Origin of the sequence: Mesorhizobium sp. NPDC059054, from assembly GCF_042739215.1 — a bacterium.
Lineage (GTDB): Bacteria > Pseudomonadota > Alphaproteobacteria > Rhizobiales > Rhizobiaceae > Mesorhizobium.
Window position 1 is genome coordinate 227228 of sequence record NZ_JBHYHV010000004.1, and the last position, 15442, is coordinate 242669.

The 15442-nt window shown below is 62.5% G+C and carries 17 protein-coding genes and 1 tRNA gene; 10 read left to right on the forward strand and 8 right to left on the reverse strand.

Annotated features, from left to right (window positions below; all coding sequences use genetic code 11):
- The first annotated feature begins 64 nt into the window (after positions 1 to 64).
- Positions 65 to 775 carry an aquaporin gene (locus tag ACFWXH_RS18315; protein WP_379122581.1) on the forward strand — a complete coding sequence of 237 codons (711 nt, stop codon included), beginning with the start codon at positions 65 to 67 and terminating at the stop codon, positions 773 to 775.
- Here ACFWXH_RS18315 and ACFWXH_RS18320 read toward each other — a convergent pair.
- From ACFWXH_RS18320 to ACFWXH_RS18330, 3 genes are read right to left on the reverse strand one after another with little or no spacing between them, the layout of a single operon-like run.
- The gene (locus tag ACFWXH_RS18320) at positions 723 to 1649 is read right to left on the reverse strand and encodes a transporter associated domain-containing protein (protein ID WP_054313783.1); all 927 of its coding nucleotides are present in this window, start codon (positions 1647 to 1649) and stop codon (positions 723 to 725) included. The two genes, ACFWXH_RS18315 and ACFWXH_RS18320, sit on opposite strands and share 53 nt — an antisense overlap.
- Positions 1646 to 2761, reverse strand: coding sequence for a 3-dehydroquinate synthase (aroB, locus tag ACFWXH_RS18325; RefSeq protein ID WP_379122583.1), 1116 nt, complete (start codon positions 2759 to 2761; stop codon positions 1646 to 1648). Before aroB ends, ACFWXH_RS18320 begins: the two co-directional genes overlap by 4 nt.
- Positions 2758 to 3366 (reverse strand): shikimate kinase, encoded by a 609-nt coding sequence (locus tag ACFWXH_RS18330; RefSeq protein ID WP_379122585.1) that lies wholly within the window; start codon positions 3364 to 3366, stop codon positions 2758 to 2760. Before ACFWXH_RS18330 ends, aroB begins: the two co-directional genes overlap by 4 nt.
- Positions 3367 to 3511: 145 nt before the next feature.
- Here ACFWXH_RS18330 and ACFWXH_RS18335 point away from each other — a divergent pair, with 145 nt between their 5' ends.
- The 5 genes from ACFWXH_RS18335 (at position 3512) to ACFWXH_RS18355 (ending at position 7454) form a co-directional block, all read left to right on the forward strand.
- Complete coding sequence (locus tag ACFWXH_RS18335; RefSeq protein ID WP_054313786.1) at positions 3512 to 3664, forward strand: hypothetical protein; 153 nt, start codon at positions 3512 to 3514, stop codon at positions 3662 to 3664.
- Positions 3665 to 3684: 20 nt separating this feature from the next.
- Complete coding sequence (locus tag ACFWXH_RS18340; RefSeq protein ID WP_379122587.1) at positions 3685 to 4599, forward strand: site-specific tyrosine recombinase XerD; 915 nt, start codon at positions 3685 to 3687, stop codon at positions 4597 to 4599.
- 96 nt (positions 4600 to 4695) lie between these two features.
- Positions 4696 to 5646, forward strand: coding sequence for an acetyl-CoA carboxylase carboxyltransferase subunit alpha (locus ACFWXH_RS18345; RefSeq protein ID WP_054313788.1), 951 nt, complete (start codon positions 4696 to 4698; stop codon positions 5644 to 5646).
- 258 nt (positions 5647 to 5904) lie between these two features.
- Positions 5905 to 7191, forward strand: a complete 1287-nt coding sequence (locus tag ACFWXH_RS18350) for a L,D-transpeptidase family protein (RefSeq protein WP_379122589.1) — start codon at positions 5905 to 5907, stop codon at positions 7189 to 7191.
- An 8-nt stretch (positions 7192 to 7199) separates the two neighbouring features.
- On the forward strand, positions 7200 to 7454 hold the full coding sequence (locus ACFWXH_RS18355; RefSeq protein ID WP_379122591.1) for a sulfurtransferase TusA family protein: 255 nt from the start codon (positions 7200 to 7202) through the stop codon (positions 7452 to 7454).
- A gap of 96 nt (positions 7455 to 7550) precedes the next feature.
- Here ACFWXH_RS18355 and ACFWXH_RS18360 read toward each other — a convergent pair whose 3' ends face one another.
- On the reverse strand, positions 7551 to 8660 hold the full coding sequence (locus tag ACFWXH_RS18360) for a CobW family GTP-binding protein (protein ID WP_379122593.1): 1110 nt from the start codon (positions 8658 to 8660) through the stop codon (positions 7551 to 7553).
- Positions 8661 to 8676: 16 nt separating this feature from the next.
- Positions 8677 to 9858 carry a D-alanyl-D-alanine carboxypeptidase family protein gene (locus ACFWXH_RS18365; protein WP_379123291.1) on the reverse strand — a complete coding sequence of 394 codons (1182 nt, stop codon included), beginning with the start codon at positions 9856 to 9858 and terminating at the stop codon, positions 8677 to 8679.
- A gap of 207 nt (positions 9859 to 10065) precedes the next feature.
- On the opposite strand from ACFWXH_RS18365, the gene ACFWXH_RS18370 reads away from it, so the two are divergent.
- From ACFWXH_RS18370 to ACFWXH_RS18385, 4 genes are all read left to right on the forward strand, one after another.
- On the forward strand, positions 10066 to 11229 hold the full coding sequence (locus ACFWXH_RS18370; protein WP_379122595.1) for a M20 aminoacylase family protein: 1164 nt from the start codon (positions 10066 to 10068) through the stop codon (positions 11227 to 11229).
- A gap of 204 nt (positions 11230 to 11433) precedes the next feature.
- A tRNA-Arg gene (locus ACFWXH_RS18375) sits at positions 11434 to 11510 on the forward strand.
- Between the two features lie 322 nt (positions 11511 to 11832).
- Entirely contained in the window at positions 11833 to 12102 is a 270-nt protein-coding gene (locus ACFWXH_RS18380; protein WP_379122597.1) for a hypothetical protein, read from the forward strand.
- A 48-nt stretch (positions 12103 to 12150) separates the two neighbouring features.
- Positions 12151 to 12315 carry a hypothetical protein gene (locus tag ACFWXH_RS18385; protein ID WP_379122599.1) on the forward strand — a complete coding sequence of 55 codons (165 nt, stop codon included), beginning with the start codon at positions 12151 to 12153 and terminating at the stop codon, positions 12313 to 12315.
- 64 nt (positions 12316 to 12379) lie between these two features.
- On the opposite strand, the gene cydX is transcribed toward ACFWXH_RS18385, so the two are convergent.
- The 3 genes from cydX to ACFWXH_RS18400 form a co-directional block, all read right to left on the reverse strand.
- Positions 12380 to 12511, reverse strand: a complete 132-nt coding sequence (gene cydX / locus ACFWXH_RS18390) for a cytochrome bd-I oxidase subunit CydX (protein ID WP_082407671.1) — start codon at positions 12509 to 12511, stop codon at positions 12380 to 12382.
- A 116-nt stretch (positions 12512 to 12627) separates the two neighbouring features.
- Entirely contained in the window at positions 12628 to 13779 is a 1152-nt protein-coding gene (gene cydB, locus ACFWXH_RS18395; protein ID WP_379122601.1) for a cytochrome d ubiquinol oxidase subunit II, read from the reverse strand.
- 24 nt (positions 13780 to 13803) lie between these two features.
- Entirely contained in the window at positions 13804 to 15363 is a 1560-nt protein-coding gene (locus tag ACFWXH_RS18400) for a cytochrome ubiquinol oxidase subunit I (protein WP_379122603.1), read from the reverse strand.
- Positions 15364 to 15442 lie beyond the last annotated feature (79 nt).

Sequence of the window (15442 nt, forward strand, 5' to 3'; positions counted from 1 at the left end):
GATCAGAATTGCTTCATGGATCGCTGGCTGGATCGATGAAGCTGGCGCTAGGGCACTGGGGGAAATGAGCGAACCGCTTTGGAGACGGCTGGCCGCCGAAGCGCTGGCGACAGCGCTGCTGCTCGCCACTGTTGTCGGCTCGACCATCATGGGCACGACGCTGGCGCCAAACAATCCGGCCCTTGCCCTACTTGTCACCTCGACCTCTACCGGCGGCATGCTGTTCGTGCTGATTTCCGCCTTCGGACCGGTGTCGGGCGCGCATATCAATCCCATCGTCAGCCTGGGGCTTGCCGCTTCCGGCGACTTCGCCTGGCGTGAATGCTTCCCCTACAGTGTCGCTCAGGTCACCGGCGCGATCATCGGCATCTGGGCAGCGCATGCGATGTTCGAGCTGCCGGTGCTGCAGCTCTCTGCGACAGCGCGCGACAGTTTCGGCATGTGGCTCTCGGAAGCGGTGGCGACATTCGGCCTGTTGCTGGTCGTGCTGGGCTGCGTCGCGCGCAGGCCCGCCGCGATTGCCGGAGCGGTCGGTCTCTACATCGCAGCCGCCTACTGGTTCACCGCGTCCTCATCCTTCGCCAATCCCGCCATGACGCTTGCCCGCGCCTTCACGGCAACGGCGGCAGGCATCAGGCTTGCCGACGTCGCCGGCTGGATAGTTGCGCAGAGCCTCGGCGCCTTCGCCGCATTCCTGGTCGCACGGCTGTTGTGGCCAAGGCTTACCGCAGCTTCTGAGCCTCTTGCTGCTGAATCTCTACGGACGCCGGCCTGATCCTGATCCGCGCGATGCGGTTCTTGTCACGCTTCATCACCACGAAGCGTTTGCCGTGGAAAGTGAAGGCCTGCTTCTCCTCGGGGATCGACTGCGTCTCGTGGATAACGAGGCCGGCGATCGTCGTGGCCTCTTCGTCCGGCAGCGCCCACCCCAAAGCCCGGTTGAGGTCGCGGATCGACACCATGCCTTCCACCACCACCGAGCCGTCGGCCTCCTGCTTCACGCCCTGGACATCGATGTCGTGTTCGTCGGAGATCTCGCCGACGATTTCCTCGATGATGTCTTCCAGCGTCAGCAGACCCTCCACCTCGCCGTACTCGTCGACGACGATGGCGATATGGGCCCTGCGGCGCAGGAAGGCGTTGAGCTGCTCTTCCAGGCTGGTCGTATCCGGCACAAACCAGGGTTTCGCCGCGATCTTCAAGATGTCGATCCGCGAAAAATCATTATCCACTTCGTTAAGCGCGCGCAGCAGGTCCTTTGCGTGCAGGATGCCGACAATGTTGTCGAGCGAACTCTTCCACAGCGGCAGCCTTGTATGCGGACTCTGCAGAACTTCGCGTACGATCGCTTCGGGCGCGTTGTCGGCATTGACGGAGCGCATATTGGTGCGGTGAACCATGACGTCGGAGACCTCGAGCTCGCGCAGCGCCAGCAGCGCCTCGACGCGATTGCGGTCTTCCTTCATGGCTTTCGCCTCGCTCCGCAGCCGCGAGATCACCGCACGCGCCTCTTGCTGGGTCAGGCGGCGCCGCTTCAGGCTGATCAGTTGCAGACCGAAGGAAGCAAGCAGCGGCTTGCGGAACAGGACGGCAAGCAGCGCCAGAACAAGCAGCGCGCCGGCAACGATCCATCCCGCCGTCCCGGTCATTCGAGGCTGTCTCGCAGGAATGCCACCACTTCCGAGGCGGGCACATCCTTGGCGATGAAGGACTGGCCGATGCCGCGCGTCAGGATGAAGGTGAGCGCACCGCGCGATACCTTCTTGTCCTGTGTGATGTAATCGAAGAGCTTGTCCGCGTCGGGCAATTCTCCTGGGATGTCCGCGACGCGTGTCGGCAAGCCGACGGCCTTCAGATGCGCCTCGACACGGGTCGCGTCATCGGGGCTTGCCAGGTTCAGTCGTGCGGAGAAACGGTGCGCCAGCACCATGCCAATCGACACGCCCTCACCGTGCACCAGCCTCGCGCCGTCATAGGCAGTCGCCGCCTCCAGCGCATGGCCGAAGGTGTGGCCGAGATTGAGCAGGGCGCGGTCGCCTGTTTCGAATTCGTCACGCGCCACCACATCGGCCTTGGCGCGGCATGCCTCCGCGATCGCCTCGATGCGGGCATCGCCACCGGCAAAGACCTCCTGCCAGTTCTTTTCCAGCCAGGCGAAGAAGGCGGGCCGGTTGATCAAGCCGTATTTGGCAAGTTCCGCATAGCCGGCGCGGAACTCGCGGATCGGCAGCGTGTCGAGCACGCTGCTGTCAGCCAGCACCATCTTCGGTTGGTGAAACACGCCGATCAGGTTCTTGCCACGGGTACTGTTGATGCCGGTCTTGCCGCCGACGGAGGAATCGACCTGGGCAAGCAGCGAGGTCGGGACCTGTACGAAATCCATGCCGCGCCGCACGATGCCGGCAGCGAAGCCAGCCAGATCGCCGATGACGCCGCCGCCGAACGCCACGACCGCGTCGCGCCGTTCCAGCTTGGCGCCGAGAACCGCATCGACGACCTCCTGCAGGTGATCAAAGCTCTTGGTCTTTTCCCCGGCTGGCAACGCTATGGTGGCGGTAACGGCCACACCCCCGCTTTCCAGCCCGTTCTTCAGCGTCTCGAGATGGTTTGCCGCGACATTCTCGTCGGTGACGATTGCCACCCGGGTCCCCGGCAGGCGGGTCGAAACTGCTTCGCCGGCGCGGGCGATGAGGCCTGGTCCGATCAGGATGTCATAGGCGCGATCGCCCAAGCCGACCTCGACAGTAATGGTCTTGCTCATGATGCCTGCCCCTCGCCCGCCGCCGTCTGGATGCTGAAATGACCACAGAGCGCCGCAATCACTTCCTCGGCGATCACTTCCTTGCGTTCGTCGCGGGTCGGCACGGTGATGTCGGCCAATGCATAGGTTGGATAGCGGTCATCCATCAGTTTCCGCAGTGTGGCGCGCGGGTTAGGGGTCTTCAGGAGCGGTCGGTTCTGCTTCTTGGAGACCCGCTCCATCAGAAGGTCGAGATCAGCCTTCAGCCACACCGAAATGCCATGCCCGGCGATCGCCTCGCGCGTCTGTGCGTTCATGAAGGCGCCGCCACCGGTGGAAAGCACCTGCGGCCCTTGTTCCAGCAGGCGCAGAATGACCCGCTGCTCCAGTGCGCGGAATTCCGTCTCGCCATAGCGTTCGAACAGCTCCGGGATGGTCATGCGCGACACATCCTCGATCTCCTGATCGCTGTCGATGAAGTTGAGCCCGAGCATCCCGGCCGTCTTGCGGCCGATCGCCGTCTTGCCGGCGCCCATCAGCCCGACAAACACGATGGAGCGGCCGCCAAGCCGCTCGGTCAGCGCGACACGGCTTTCGTCCTGCGAAATGGCGGCTTGCGGGTTCATTGCCGGCGTATCGACATGAAAAGCCCCTTTGCGTCAAGCTGCCTGCGGCGCAACACGCCTTCGCCCGCCCTTGAAATGGCGGAATCGCCGTCCCATAACGGGACGTCTCCTGCAACACCATAGAATCAAGGCGCCACTCGAACCCATGCCGACCCTGTTCCGCCTCGTCGTGACCCTGGCGATCCTGGCCGGCCTGACCTATGGCGCGATGTTCGCACTGGTGATGTTCGTTTCGCCCAAGCAGGCCGAGCTTTCGGTGCGCATCCCGGCCGAAAAACTGAACCCGAAGAAAAACTAGTCAGCGAAAGAGCCTGCGCCATGAGCAGTGCCGTCCGCATCGAAGCTTTCCTCGAGATGATGAGCGCCGAGCGGGGCGCCGCCGAAAACACGCTGGCCAGCTATCGCCGCGATCTCGAAGATGCTGCCTCCGCGATCAAGGGCGGGCTGGCCAATGCCGCCTCGGGCGACATCCGCACCTATCTTGACGGCGTCGCAGCGCAGGGTTTTGCACCAACCTCGCAGGCACGCAAGCTTTCGGCGCTGCGCCAGTTCTTCAAGTTTCTCTATGCAGAGGGCCTGCGCCAGGACGACCCCACCGGTACGCTGGACAGCCCGAAGAAGGGACGCCCACTGCCGAAGACGATGGGCGAAGCCGAAGCCGGCCGCCTGCTCGACCGTGCTGCCGCCGAGGTGGCGGAACCGCCGCCGGGCAGCGACAGTCTCTCTGCGCTCAGGCTGCATGCGCTGGTGGAAGTGCTCTACGCCACAGGCTTGCGTGTTTCGGAACTGGTTGGCCTGCCGGTGACGGTGGCGCAGCGCGACGACCGCTTCTTCATGGTGCGCGGCAAGGGCAACAAGGAGCGGATGGTGCCGCTTTCGGCCAAGGCCCGTACCGCCATGACGGCCTGGCTCGCGGCACGCGCCAAGGTGCCCGCTTATGCGGAAAGCGCCTTCCTGTTTCCGTCTTCGTCCGACAGTGGCCACCTGCCGCGCCAGGTCTTCGCACGCGACCTCAAGGGCCTGGCCGCTCGCGCCGGCATCGCTGCGTCGAAGATATCGCCGCACGTTCTGCGACATGCTTTTGCCAGCCATCTCCTGCAGAACGGGGCCGACCTGCGCGCCGTACAGCAATTGCTGGGACATGCCGATATCTCGACCACCCAGATTTACACCCATGTGCTGGAGGAAAGGCTGGTTCGGCTGGTCAACGATCACCATCCGCTTGCCGACTAGGCCCGGTATCGCTATGTGAGGGCAACGTTTCATAGCTCGGAACTGCCGTTACGGCTTCCTGTCCTTCTGTTTTCCGGCGCAGCGGTCCCCTCACGAATGTACAATTATCTCGACTTCGAAAAACCGGTTCAGGATCTCGAGGGCAAGATCCTCGAATTGAAGAAGCTCGCCGAAAGCGGCGAGGCTGTCGATGTCGCCGACGAGATCACGCGGCTGGAAAAGCGCGCGCGCGATGCGTTGCGCGAGGCCTACAAGGCGTTGACCCCGTGGCAGAAGGTGCAGGTGGCGCGCCACCCCGACCGGCCGCACTGCCTCGACTACATCAAAGGCCTGTTCACCGACTTCACGCCGCTGGCCGGCGACCGCGGCTTCGGCGAAGACCAGGCCATTGTCGGCGGTTTCGCCCGCTTTCGCGGAGAATCGGTCGCCGTCATCGGTCAGGAAAAAGGCTCCGATACCGCCAGCCGTCTGAAGCATAATTTCGGCTCGGTTCGGCCCGAGGGCTACCGCAAGGCGGTGCGCCTGATGGAACTGGCCGACCGTTTCAAGGTGCCGCTGGTCACGCTGGTCGACACCGCAGGCGCTTTCCCGGGTGTCGATGCAGAAGAGCGTGGCCAGGCCGAAGCGATCGCCCGCTCCACTTCCGCGGGCCTGGCGCTGAAAGTGCCGTCGATCTCGATCGTCATCGGCGAAGGCGGTTCTGGGGGAGCTATTGCGATTGCCACCGCGAACCGCGTCTACATGCTCGAACACGCCATCTATTCGGTGATTTCGCCCGAAGGTGCTGCTTCCATTCTGTGGCGCGACACCACGCGCTCCAAGGACGCGGCGACGAACATGAAGATCACCGCGCAGGATCTGCTCGAGCTCAAGATCATCGACGCCATCATTCCCGAACCGCTCGGCGGTGCCCATCGCGAACCCGAGAAGGTGATCGGCGCTACCGGCGATCTGGTCGCCAAGACGATGCAGGAATTCGCCGGCTCCAACGCCGATTTCCGCGAACAGCGCCGCGAGAAATACCTCGCCATGGGCCGCTCGCTGTAGCTGTCTCGCCCAGAGCGGCCGATATCACGACCCGAGCGGCCGTTTAACAGCGCGGCCTTGCAGCCCAAAATGTGGCGTAGAACCCGTTTTTCGCCACAAAATTGCCGTGGCTTTCGGTTCAGTCACTTTGTCGGGAAGACTGCTGGCACTGCTTGCAGTAAGGAAATTTCAAGGTTAACGGGCTTAGGGTCCATCGATGTTCGGCGTAGCCCTGGGCCTGAGGTCCGTGGTGCACAATTGGAAGACGACAGCGCATCCATGTTCGCGAAACTCGCACGCACCAGTTTCCTGATCAGCGTTCTTGCCGTGGCCGGCTGCAACGAAAAGTCGATGACCGATTTCGTCCCGCAGGGCGCCACCAAACAGTTGCCGGAAAAGATCCTGGCTTCGATGCGCTCCAAGGGCATGAACCGCGACGCCCCGATCGTCGGACGTATCTTCAAGGAAGAGAATGTCGTCGAGGTCTGGAAGCAGAAGACCAACGGCCGCTACGACATCATCGCCACCTATCCGATCTGCCGCTATTCCGGCAAACTCGGCCCCAAATACACCGAGGGCGACCGCCAGGCACCGGAAGGCTTCTACACCGTGCGCCCCGGCCAGATGAACCCGAAATCCGGCTATCATCTCTCCTTCAACATCGGCTATCCGAACAGCTATGATCGCGCCAACGGCCGCACCGGCTCGAACCTGATGGTGCACGGCGCCTGTTCGTCGTCGGGCTGCTATTCGATGAACGATCCGCAGATCGAAGAGATCTACGCCTTCGCCCGTGACGCCTTCAAAGGCGGCCAGACCGAATTCCAGATCCAGGCTTTCCCCTTCCGCATGACCGCCGCCAACATGGCGCGTTACCGCAACGACCCGAACTACGAGTTCTGGAAGATGCTGAAGGTGGGTTACGACAATTTCGAAATCACCAAGGTGCCGCCTAAGGTCGACGTTTGCGAGAAGCGCTACGTCTTCAACCAGGTCGCGCCCGATGGTCAGAAGTTCAATCCGACCGGTGCCTGCCCGATCAGCACCACGCCGGACCCGCTGAAAGTGGCCTATGCCAACTATCAGAAAAATTATGACTCGGCCTTCGCCAGCGCGATGAGCAGCTCCACGCCCGCGCCAAAGGCTTCGATCGCCGGCATCAAGGAAGCCAACGTGGTTTCCGACTGGACCAAGCGCCGCGCTCGTGGCGAACGCGTCACCATCGAGCCGCCGTCAATGAACCACGACGGAACCGTGACGGAAAACTCGACCCGTATGGGCCGCATCGATTCGCCGGCCGGACGCAAGATGGCGGCACTCGATGCCGAAAAGGCCGCCAAGAAGAAGGCCGAGGAGGAAAAGCTGGCAGCCGTCGCCGCCGCCAAGGCCGAGAAGGAGCGCGCCAAGGCCGAAGCTCTGGCCGCCAAGGAAGCGGCCAAGGAAAAGGCTTCGGAACCGGTGGAGACCTTGACGGCCCAGGTTCAGCCTGCGCCGGAGGTGCCGGTCGAAGACGAAAGCCGTCTGTCGAAGGTGAAGAAGAAGCTGCTTGGCATGTTCGGCGGCTGAGCCGGCATATGCCGCAGGAAACCGCCTCCCCTACCGAGACGCCCGCCGTCTATGACCTGAAAGGGCTGAACTGCCCCTTGCCGGTCCTGAAGGCACGCAAGCGACTGGCCGACATGCAGCCTGGCGGCCTGCTGTGGCTGGAAACCACCGACCCGCTGGCCGTCATCGACATCCCAGCCTTCTGCACCGACAGCGGCCACCGACTGGTCGAGACGACCGCCATATCGGGTGGCCACCGTTTCCTGGTGGAACGCGGCGGCTAGGGCAATTCCAGGAAAAGTGTGTCGTGTTTCTCCGTCCGGAATTGCGTGAAAACAAAGAGTTAGCGTTTCCGCATTTCCGTGAAAAACGGAAATGCTCTAACGCCCGGCAATCGCCAGCGGATTGTTCGTCAGGGCATCGCGGTCCGGCGTGTCGATGGCCGGACGATCGGTCAGTGCCGAAAACAGCCGTCGCACATAATCTTCCGGCATATCGAGCGTGATCAGCACCAGCCGCGTGCCGCGCTGGCCGTCCGGCCATGCCGGCAGCCGCGCCGGCGGATGCAGCAGCTTCTGCACGCCATGCACGACCAATGGCCGCGCCGGATCTTCCTTCAGCTCGATCACGCCCTTCATGCGCAGCAGATGTTCGCCATGCGTGGAGCGCAGCAGATCGAAAAACATATCGATTGCTGCGAACGCCACCGGGCCGTCATGCACGAGTGAGAACGTCTTCACGCGCGAATCATGACGATGCCCGTGGTGGTGGTGATCATGATCGTGGTGTTCGTCATGATCGTGATGGTGATGTTCGTCCTGCTCCGCCTCGCCGAGCCAGCGCTCGACATCGGCGCCTTTGGTGGCCGGATTGTAGAGGCCGCAATCGAGCAAAGCCGCCGCATTGGCTTCCCCGACATCGAGAAGCCGCGCACCCGGATTGATTGCCTTCAGCCGCGCCGTCAGTGCCGTGATCTGCCCGGCGTCGGCGAGATCGGATTTGGCGAGAACCAGCCGATCGGCCATCGCCACCTGCTTCAGCGCTTCGAGATGCGCGTCCAGCGTCGCTGTACCGTTGACCGCATCCACCAGCGCGACGACGCCGTCGAGGCGGAAGGCCTGCACCAGCGCCGGATGCGCCATGATCGACTGCAGCACCGGTGCCGGATCGGCCAGCCCCGTCGTCTCAATGACCACGCGTGCCAGTTTCTCGATACGCCCGGTCTGCAGGCGGTCGACGAGGTCGGCCAGCGTGTCGACCAGTTCGCCACGCACCGTGCAGCACAGGCAGCCGTCGGAAAGCTGGATGATGCCGTCCGAGGCCTGCTCGACCAGCAGATGGTCGATCGCCACCTCGCCATATTCATTGATGATGACGGCAGTGTCGGTGAGCGCGGGATCTTTCAGGAGGCGATTGAGCAGCGTGGTCTTGCCGGCGCCGAGAAACCCGGTCACCACCGTGACGGGAATGGGAAAGTTCGCACCGATCATACCACCTGCCTCGCCGTCAGTTGGCGACCTTGACCGGCTGATCGCCCTGCATGCCGGCCGCAACCGGTGCTGCAATCACCGGCACCGGTCTATCCGGCCGCCAGGCGGGAACCGGCACCTTGGCCGCCTTGCCACCTGCGGGAGCCGTGTCGGCGACCTCGACGCGGCCGATCATCGCCCTTGGAACCGGCCCCGTCGCACCGCCAAGGCTGACCGCCAACAGCTTGGGATTGACTAGCTTTTCGCGCCAGGGCGATTTCGGCGCATTGGCGTCCGCAGCCGGAGCCGCCTCGGATTGTGCCTCTTTCGGCTGCTTCTTGCAGACTTCTTCCTGCATGTCGTTGACCGCCAGCGTATCGCCATAGGGCTGCAGCGCAGCGAGATTGACGGCCGCCGTCATCGACGTGCCGAACCCCTGGTCGAGCAGCTTCGCGGCCGCATCGGCGCGCGCGAGCGCCGATTTTTCGCCCAGCACCACGGCGGCCAGCGTGCGGCCGCTGCGTGTCGCCGTGCCGACCATGTTGTAACCCGACGGGCAGACGAAACCGGTCTTCATGCCGGTAGCACCGGGATAGCGGCCGACCAGCAGATTGTAATTGGGGATCTTTTTCTTGCCGATCGACAGGCCCTCGATCGAAAACCACGGCTGATACTGCGGAAAATCGCGGCGCAGCGCCGTCACCAGCAGCGCAATGTCGCGCGCGGTCGTGTACTGATCAGGCGAGAACAGGCCATTGGGATTGACGAAATGCGTGCCGCTCATGCCGAGCCGGGCGGCCGTGGCATTCATGCGCACGGCGAAGTCTTCCTGCGAACCGCCAATGTTCTCGCCGATCGCCATGGCGACATCGTTGGCCGACTTGGTGATCATGACCTTGACCGCGGTGTCGAGCCTCAGCACGGAACCCGGCTTGAAGCCCATCTTCGATGGCGGCTGGCTGCTGGCCAGTTTGGTCATGCGGATCGGCGAACTGAGCGCCACCTCGCCATCGGCGATCGCCTTGAAGGCGACATAGGCGGTCATCAGCTTGGTCAGCGAGGCCGGATACCAGCGCTTGAAGGCATCCTGATGCTCGAGCACGCGGCCGCTGTCGAGGTCGAACAGGACGGTCGGATTGGCCTGGGCCTGCTGCGTTGCCACGGCGGCGGCAAACGCCGCGCCCGCCGCCAGAATCTTGAACAAATGCCTTGGCCTCATCATCCGTTCCGAAATCGCTCTTGCCGTCATTGCCCTGGTCTCCGTAAGATTTGCCAACGGATCGCCAGGTTTCGTCATCCAGCCGACTCCCGGCCGCAACGCTGCGCTGCTATCTAGCCTATGTGACATCACCAAGGCAAAGCATCCGGCGATCACAATTCTGTCCACGCCGGGTTAACAACCGGACCAACAGCGAGTTTGAGACCTATGCCCATTCTGAACCGCGCCGCCGAACTGCAAGAAGAGGTCGCCGGCTGGCGTCGTCACATCCACCAGAAGCCGGAACTGAATTTCGACGTCTTCGAGACCGCGGCCTTCGTCACCGAAAAGCTGAAGGAATTCGGCTGCGATGAGGTGGTGACCGGCATCGGCAAGACCGGTGTGGTCGGCATCATCCGCGGCGGCAAGGGCGATGGCTCCACCGTCGGCCTGCGCGCCGACATGGACGCGCTGCCCATCACCGAGATCACCGGCAAGCCTTACGCCTCGCAGACGCCGGGCAAAATGCACGCCTGCGGCCACGATGGCCACACCGCAATGCTGCTGGGTGCGGCCAAATATCTCGCGGAGACCCGCAATTTCGCGGGTTCCGTCGCGGTCATCTTCCAGCCTGCCGAGGAAGGCGGCGGCGGCGGCAACGAAATGGTCAAGGACGGCATGATGGACCGTTTCGGCATCGCCAAGGTGTTCGGCATGCATAATATGCCGGGCCTGCCCGTCGGCCAGTTCGCCATCCGTCCGGGCCCGATCATGGCGGCGACCGCCGAGTTCACCATTCGCGTCAAGGGCCGGGGCGGCCATGCGGCGATGCCGCACGGCACGATCGACCCAATCGTCATCGCCAGCCAATTGGTCGGCGCGCTGCAGACGATTGCCTCGCGCAACACCGATCCTATCGAATCGGTCGTCGTCTCGGTCACCAAATTCCATGCCGGCGACGCCTACAACGTCATCCCGGAAATCGCCGAGATCGCCGGCACGGTGCGCTCGCTGAAAAAGGATGTGGGCAAGAAGGCCGAGGAGCGCATGCGCCAGCTCTGCGCCGGCATTGCCGCGGCCCACGACACGACGATCGAGGTCGACTACGACGCCAATTATCCCGTCACTTTCAACCATCCCGACGAGACCGTCTTTTCCAGCGACGTTGCTGCCGAAGTGGCCGGCGACGCGCAGGTGCAGCGCGCGATCCAGCCGGTGATGGGCGGTGAGGACTTCTCCTACATGCTGGAAGCGCGCCCCGGTGCCTTCATCTTCATCGGCAACGGCGACACCGCCGGCTTGCACCACCCTGCTTACGACTTCAACGATGAGGTCATCCCGCACGGCGTGAGCTACTGGGTGAAGCTGGCCGAAAAAGCGCTGGCCGCCTGATTGTCGACTCTCTGCGCCTGTCCTCTCCCCTCGCAAGATGGGGAGAGGTGTCGCGCGTACGGAGCGACTGAGAACATCACGCATCCCGTCGATCGACTGTGGCAGCCCCATTGCGATCCTGCATCGCCCGCCGGCGCGAACCTTCCAATTTGGCCGCTCGGCACTTGGCGAACCGGCGTGAAACGGCTATGTGTTCGCCCGCGTGGTCCCGTAGCTCAGTAGGATAGAGCGGCAGATTCCTAATCTGTAGGTCACAGGTTCGATTCCTGTCGGGATCACCACTCAAGCCTTTGAAATACACCTTAATTTTGAGACGCTCGAGATGGTGACGGGCGCAAGCGTACCTCCCGTCCCTGTCGGCCTTCCATTGTGATCTTGCTGACCTTGCACGCAGCGTTCGTTGGGCAGCGTTCATTGAAGTGCCCGATTTGGAGGCTGTAGTCCGAATCGGGCGGGCATGATGCTCAAACAAGGGGATCGCAACTATGGCTGAGTTCTTGCCTCAGATGCCACCGCTTGTGGTGGAGTTTGTCGCAGCATCGGCAGCGGGATTTTGATCCATGCCGGCTTGAAGTTGGATTTCGAAAGGTTGGAATGACGAAAATGTTTCTCGCGGCAGTTTCCCTGATTGCCGCCTCTGTACCTGCATTTGCGGATGAGGAATGCTGGCCGGTCAAGAAAACAGTCTGGACGTTGGACGGAACCGCAATGCTCATCGAGGAGGCTCGGTGTTCCGAGGAAAGCAACACCTATGTCGTAAGAGACGTGCGGCGAGGAGAAACGCGGGAGATATCGCAGGACGACCTCTTCCCCGTCGATCCGTTCCAGCAAGACGGGAAAGCGTCGGACACCCCTGCGCCGTCGAGCAATTGACCGCAGCCCGGCTTTGATTGGGCCCACTTCGATTGGCAGAGAATTGCAATGCCCATCCTGTTTTTGCTGCCGCTGGGCGCATTGTTCAACTTTGCGGCAGCGCGCCTGACGAAGGGCCGCGCTCGGTACGCCTGTGTCGCGATTGGCTGTTTGATGTCGGCTATCTGGCTTCTGTATGTGGTGCTGCTGATCAATCTGGAGCTACCGGGCTGACACGAGCGATGTCGGAAAATTTTCTGTCGCCAACGCGGATAGCCCCTAGTCGCAGCCGCCGCCGCTAGGGCGTCGGCTGTTTTGGGGTCAGGTCCTGCGGCTGGTCGCGCAGGACGCGCAGTTCGTACCACAGAGCGTTAAGAATGCCGACGGTGGCGGCGAGGCCGAGGCCGAGTATCCAGGCAAAGTACCACATGGCCATTCTCCTTTTAGAGCGCCGCGCGTCCATTTGGACGCGCAAAGGACGCTCTAACATTTTGAATCTACACATCGTGCTCTCCGAAAATCGAAACCGATTTTCGGGCCGATGTGCTAGTAAGCGTGATCCGCGTCGTGGATATCCTTCTCGCTCACCTTGCCCCACAGCACCCGGTAGACCCACGCGGTGTAGAGCAGGATGAGCGGCAGGAAGATCGCGGTGGCGAACAGCATGTTGCGCAGCGTCGCCCGGCTGGACGAGGCGTCGAACACGGCCAGCGAATGGCCGGGATTGGTGCTCGACGGCAGGATGATCGGGAACATCGCCAGCCCGACCGTGGCGATGATGCAGACGATCGAAAGCTGCGATGCGAAGAAGGTCAGCCCGGCCTTGCGTGCGCGGAAGCCTGCTGCGGCGACCAATGGCAGCAGAACGCCGAGCAACGGCACCAGCCACAGAAGCGGCATGTTCTGGAAATTACGCAGCCACGCCCCGGCATTCTCGGCGACCGTCTTGCGCAGCGGATTCGACGGCCCGTCCCAGACGATCGGGCTCGTCACCTCGTAGCCGCCGAACCAGCCGAGGAAAATGAAGACGCCGCCCAGCGCGAACAGGACCGCGGCCAGCAGTGCCGCCTTCGGGCCGATCGCTGCGGCACGCTCGCCAACCACCCCGTCGGCCTTGAAGGCGAGCCACGCCGCGCCATGCATGATCAGCATGGCCACCGACACCAACCCGCAGAAAATCGCCAACGGGTTGAGCAGGCCAAACAGGTTCCCCTCATAGATCGGGCGCAGATCATCCGTGAAATGGAAAGGCACGCCCTGCAGGACATTGCCGATCGCGACGCCGAAGATCAGGGCCGGCACCGCGCCGCCGATGAACAATGCCCAATCCCAGTTGTTGCGCCAGCGCTGGCTGTCGCGCTTGGAGCGGTATTTGAATCCGACCGGCCGCAGGATCAGCGCGAACAGCACAAGAAACATCGCCAGGTAGAAGCCCGAGAAGCTCATCGCGTAGAGCGCGGGCCAGGCAGCGAAGATCGCGCCGCCACCGAGGATGAACCACACCTGGTTGCCTTCCCAGACCGGACCGACGGTGTTGATGGCGACACGGCGTTCGATGTCGGTCTTGGCCACGAAAGGAAGCAGGACGCCCACCCCCATGTCGAAACCGTCCGTCACGGCAAAGGCGATCAGCAGAACGCCCAGCAGAATCCACCAGATCAGGCGAAGCGTGGTGTAGTCGAAAAGAAACTCGATCATATCCGTGTTCCTTGATCCAGGTGCCTATTCCGCGGGAACAAGTGTGGCGCTGCGCGAGGTCTCGGCATGTTCAGTTGCCGGCCCTTTGGCGATGGCGGCCAGCATGAGCCGGACTTCGATGACGGCGAGCGTGCCGTAGACCAGCGTGAAGCCGAGTATGGTGATGATGAGATCGCTGATGCCGAGTTGTGAGGTTGCAAGGAAAGTCGGCAACACGCCTTCGATGACCCAGGGCTGGCGGCCGAACTCGGCCACAAACCAGCCGACCTCGACCGCGATCCAGGGAAGAGGCATGGCGAACAGGGCCATGCGGAACAGCCAACGCGGCGCCGGAGCCTCGCGCATCGTGTACCAGAGAGACGTCAGGAACACCGCGAGCAGCAGGAAACCGCACGCCACCATGATGCGGAACGTGAAGAAGATCGCCGGAACGGTGGGAACCGTATCCCACGCTGCCTGCTTGATCTGCTCCTCTGTCGCCTGGCGTGGGTCGGCGATATAACGCTTCAGAAGCAGCGCGTAGCCGAGATCGGCACGGGTTGCGTCGAAGCTTGCGCGAGCGACGGCATTGTCGCGGTCGGCCTTCAGCTGTTCCAGCGCATCATAGGCGGGAATGCCGTCGCGGATGCGCTTTTCGGCGCGCTCCACCAGCTCGAATATGCCGGGAATCTGTTTGTCGATCGAACGCGTGCCGATCAGTCCCATCACCCAGGGAATCCGGATCGCGAAATGCGTGGTCTTGTCCTGCATGTCGGGAATGCCGATCGCCGTGAAGGAAGCGGGCGCCGGCTCGGTTTCCCACATGGCCTCCATGGCGGCCAGTTTCATTTTCTGGTTGTCGGTGATCTCGTAGCCGCTCTCGTCGCCGAGCACGATCACGGACAGAGCCGACGCCGTGCCGAAAGCCGCGGCGATCACGAAGGAACGCTTGGCCAGTTCGACATGGCGTCCGCGCAGCATGTAGAAGGCCGAGATACCAAGCACGAAGGTCGCACCGCAGACGTAGCCGGCGGACACTGTGTGGACGAATTTCGCCTGTGCGACCGGGTTGAACAGAACTGCTATGAAGTCGGTGACTTCCATGCGCATCGTGTCGGTGTTGAAGGCTGCTCCAACCGGGTTCTGCATCCAGCCATTGGCGATCAGGATCCACAGCGCCGAGAAGTTGGTGCCGAGCGCGACGAGCCAGGTGACGGCAAGATGCGCCCGGGCGGAAAGCTTCTCCCAGCCGAAGAAAAACAGTCCGACGAATGTGGCTTCCAGGAAGAAAGCCATCAGGCCCTCGATGGCGAGCGGTGCGCCGAAGACATCGCCGACATAGTGCGAATAGAAGGCCCAGTTCATTCCGAACTGGAATTCCATCGTGATGCCTGTCGCGACACCGAGCGCGAAGTTGATACCGAACAGCACGCCCCAGAACTTGGTCATGTCGCGCCAGATGGTTCGCTCGGTCATGACATAGACCGTCTCCATCATTGCGATCATGATGGAGAGACCGAGGGTCAGCGGCACGAACAGGAAGTGATACATCGCAGTCAGCGCAAATTGCAGGCGCGACAATTCGACGAGTAGCGGATCGGTCATCAGGCGTCCCCTATAGGCGTCACGACGCTCACTATAAGACGAGCATAATATGATGAATACAATAGCTTACCCCGTGCCT

Coding starts and splice junctions, on each gene's coding strand:
- ACFWXH_RS18315 (WP_379122581.1), top strand. CDS start 65: ATGAGCGAACCGCTTTGGAGACGGCTGGCCGCCGAAGCGCTGGCGACA.
- ACFWXH_RS18320 (WP_054313783.1), bottom strand. CDS start 1,649: ATGACCGGGACGGCGGGATGGATCGTTGCCGGCGCGCTGCTTGTTCTG.
- aroB (WP_379122583.1), bottom strand. CDS start 2,761: ATGAGCAAGACCATTACTGTCGAGGTCGGCTTGGGCGATCGCGCCTAT.
- ACFWXH_RS18330 (WP_379122585.1), bottom strand. CDS start 3,366: ATGAACCCGCAAGCCGCCATTTCGCAGGACGAAAGCCGTGTCGCGCTG.
- ACFWXH_RS18335 (WP_054313786.1), top strand. CDS start 3,512: ATGCCGACCCTGTTCCGCCTCGTCGTGACCCTGGCGATCCTGGCCGGC.
- ACFWXH_RS18340 (WP_379122587.1), top strand. CDS start 3,685: ATGAGCAGTGCCGTCCGCATCGAAGCTTTCCTCGAGATGATGAGCGCC.
- ACFWXH_RS18345 (WP_054313788.1), top strand. CDS start 4,696: ATGTACAATTATCTCGACTTCGAAAAACCGGTTCAGGATCTCGAGGGC.
- ACFWXH_RS18350 (WP_379122589.1), top strand. CDS start 5,905: ATGTTCGCGAAACTCGCACGCACCAGTTTCCTGATCAGCGTTCTTGCC.
- ACFWXH_RS18355 (WP_379122591.1), top strand. CDS start 7,200: ATGCCGCAGGAAACCGCCTCCCCTACCGAGACGCCCGCCGTCTATGAC.
- ACFWXH_RS18360 (WP_379122593.1), bottom strand. CDS start 8,660: ATGATCGGTGCGAACTTTCCCATTCCCGTCACGGTGGTGACCGGGTTT.
- ACFWXH_RS18365 (WP_379123291.1), bottom strand. CDS start 9,858: ATGAGGCCAAGGCATTTGTTCAAGATTCTGGCGGCGGGCGCGGCGTTT.
- ACFWXH_RS18370 (WP_379122595.1), top strand. CDS start 10,066: ATGCCCATTCTGAACCGCGCCGCCGAACTGCAAGAAGAGGTCGCCGGC.
- ACFWXH_RS18380 (WP_379122597.1), top strand. CDS start 11,833: ATGTTTCTCGCGGCAGTTTCCCTGATTGCCGCCTCTGTACCTGCATTT.
- ACFWXH_RS18385 (WP_379122599.1), top strand. CDS start 12,151: ATGCCCATCCTGTTTTTGCTGCCGCTGGGCGCATTGTTCAACTTTGCG.
- cydX (WP_082407671.1), bottom strand. CDS start 12,511: ATGTGGTACTTTGCCTGGATACTCGGCCTCGGCCTCGCCGCCACCGTC.
- cydB (WP_379122601.1), bottom strand. CDS start 13,779: ATGATCGAGTTTCTTTTCGACTACACCACGCTTCGCCTGATCTGGTGG.
- ACFWXH_RS18400 (WP_379122603.1), bottom strand. CDS start 15,363: ATGACCGATCCGCTACTCGTCGAATTGTCGCGCCTGCAATTTGCGCTG.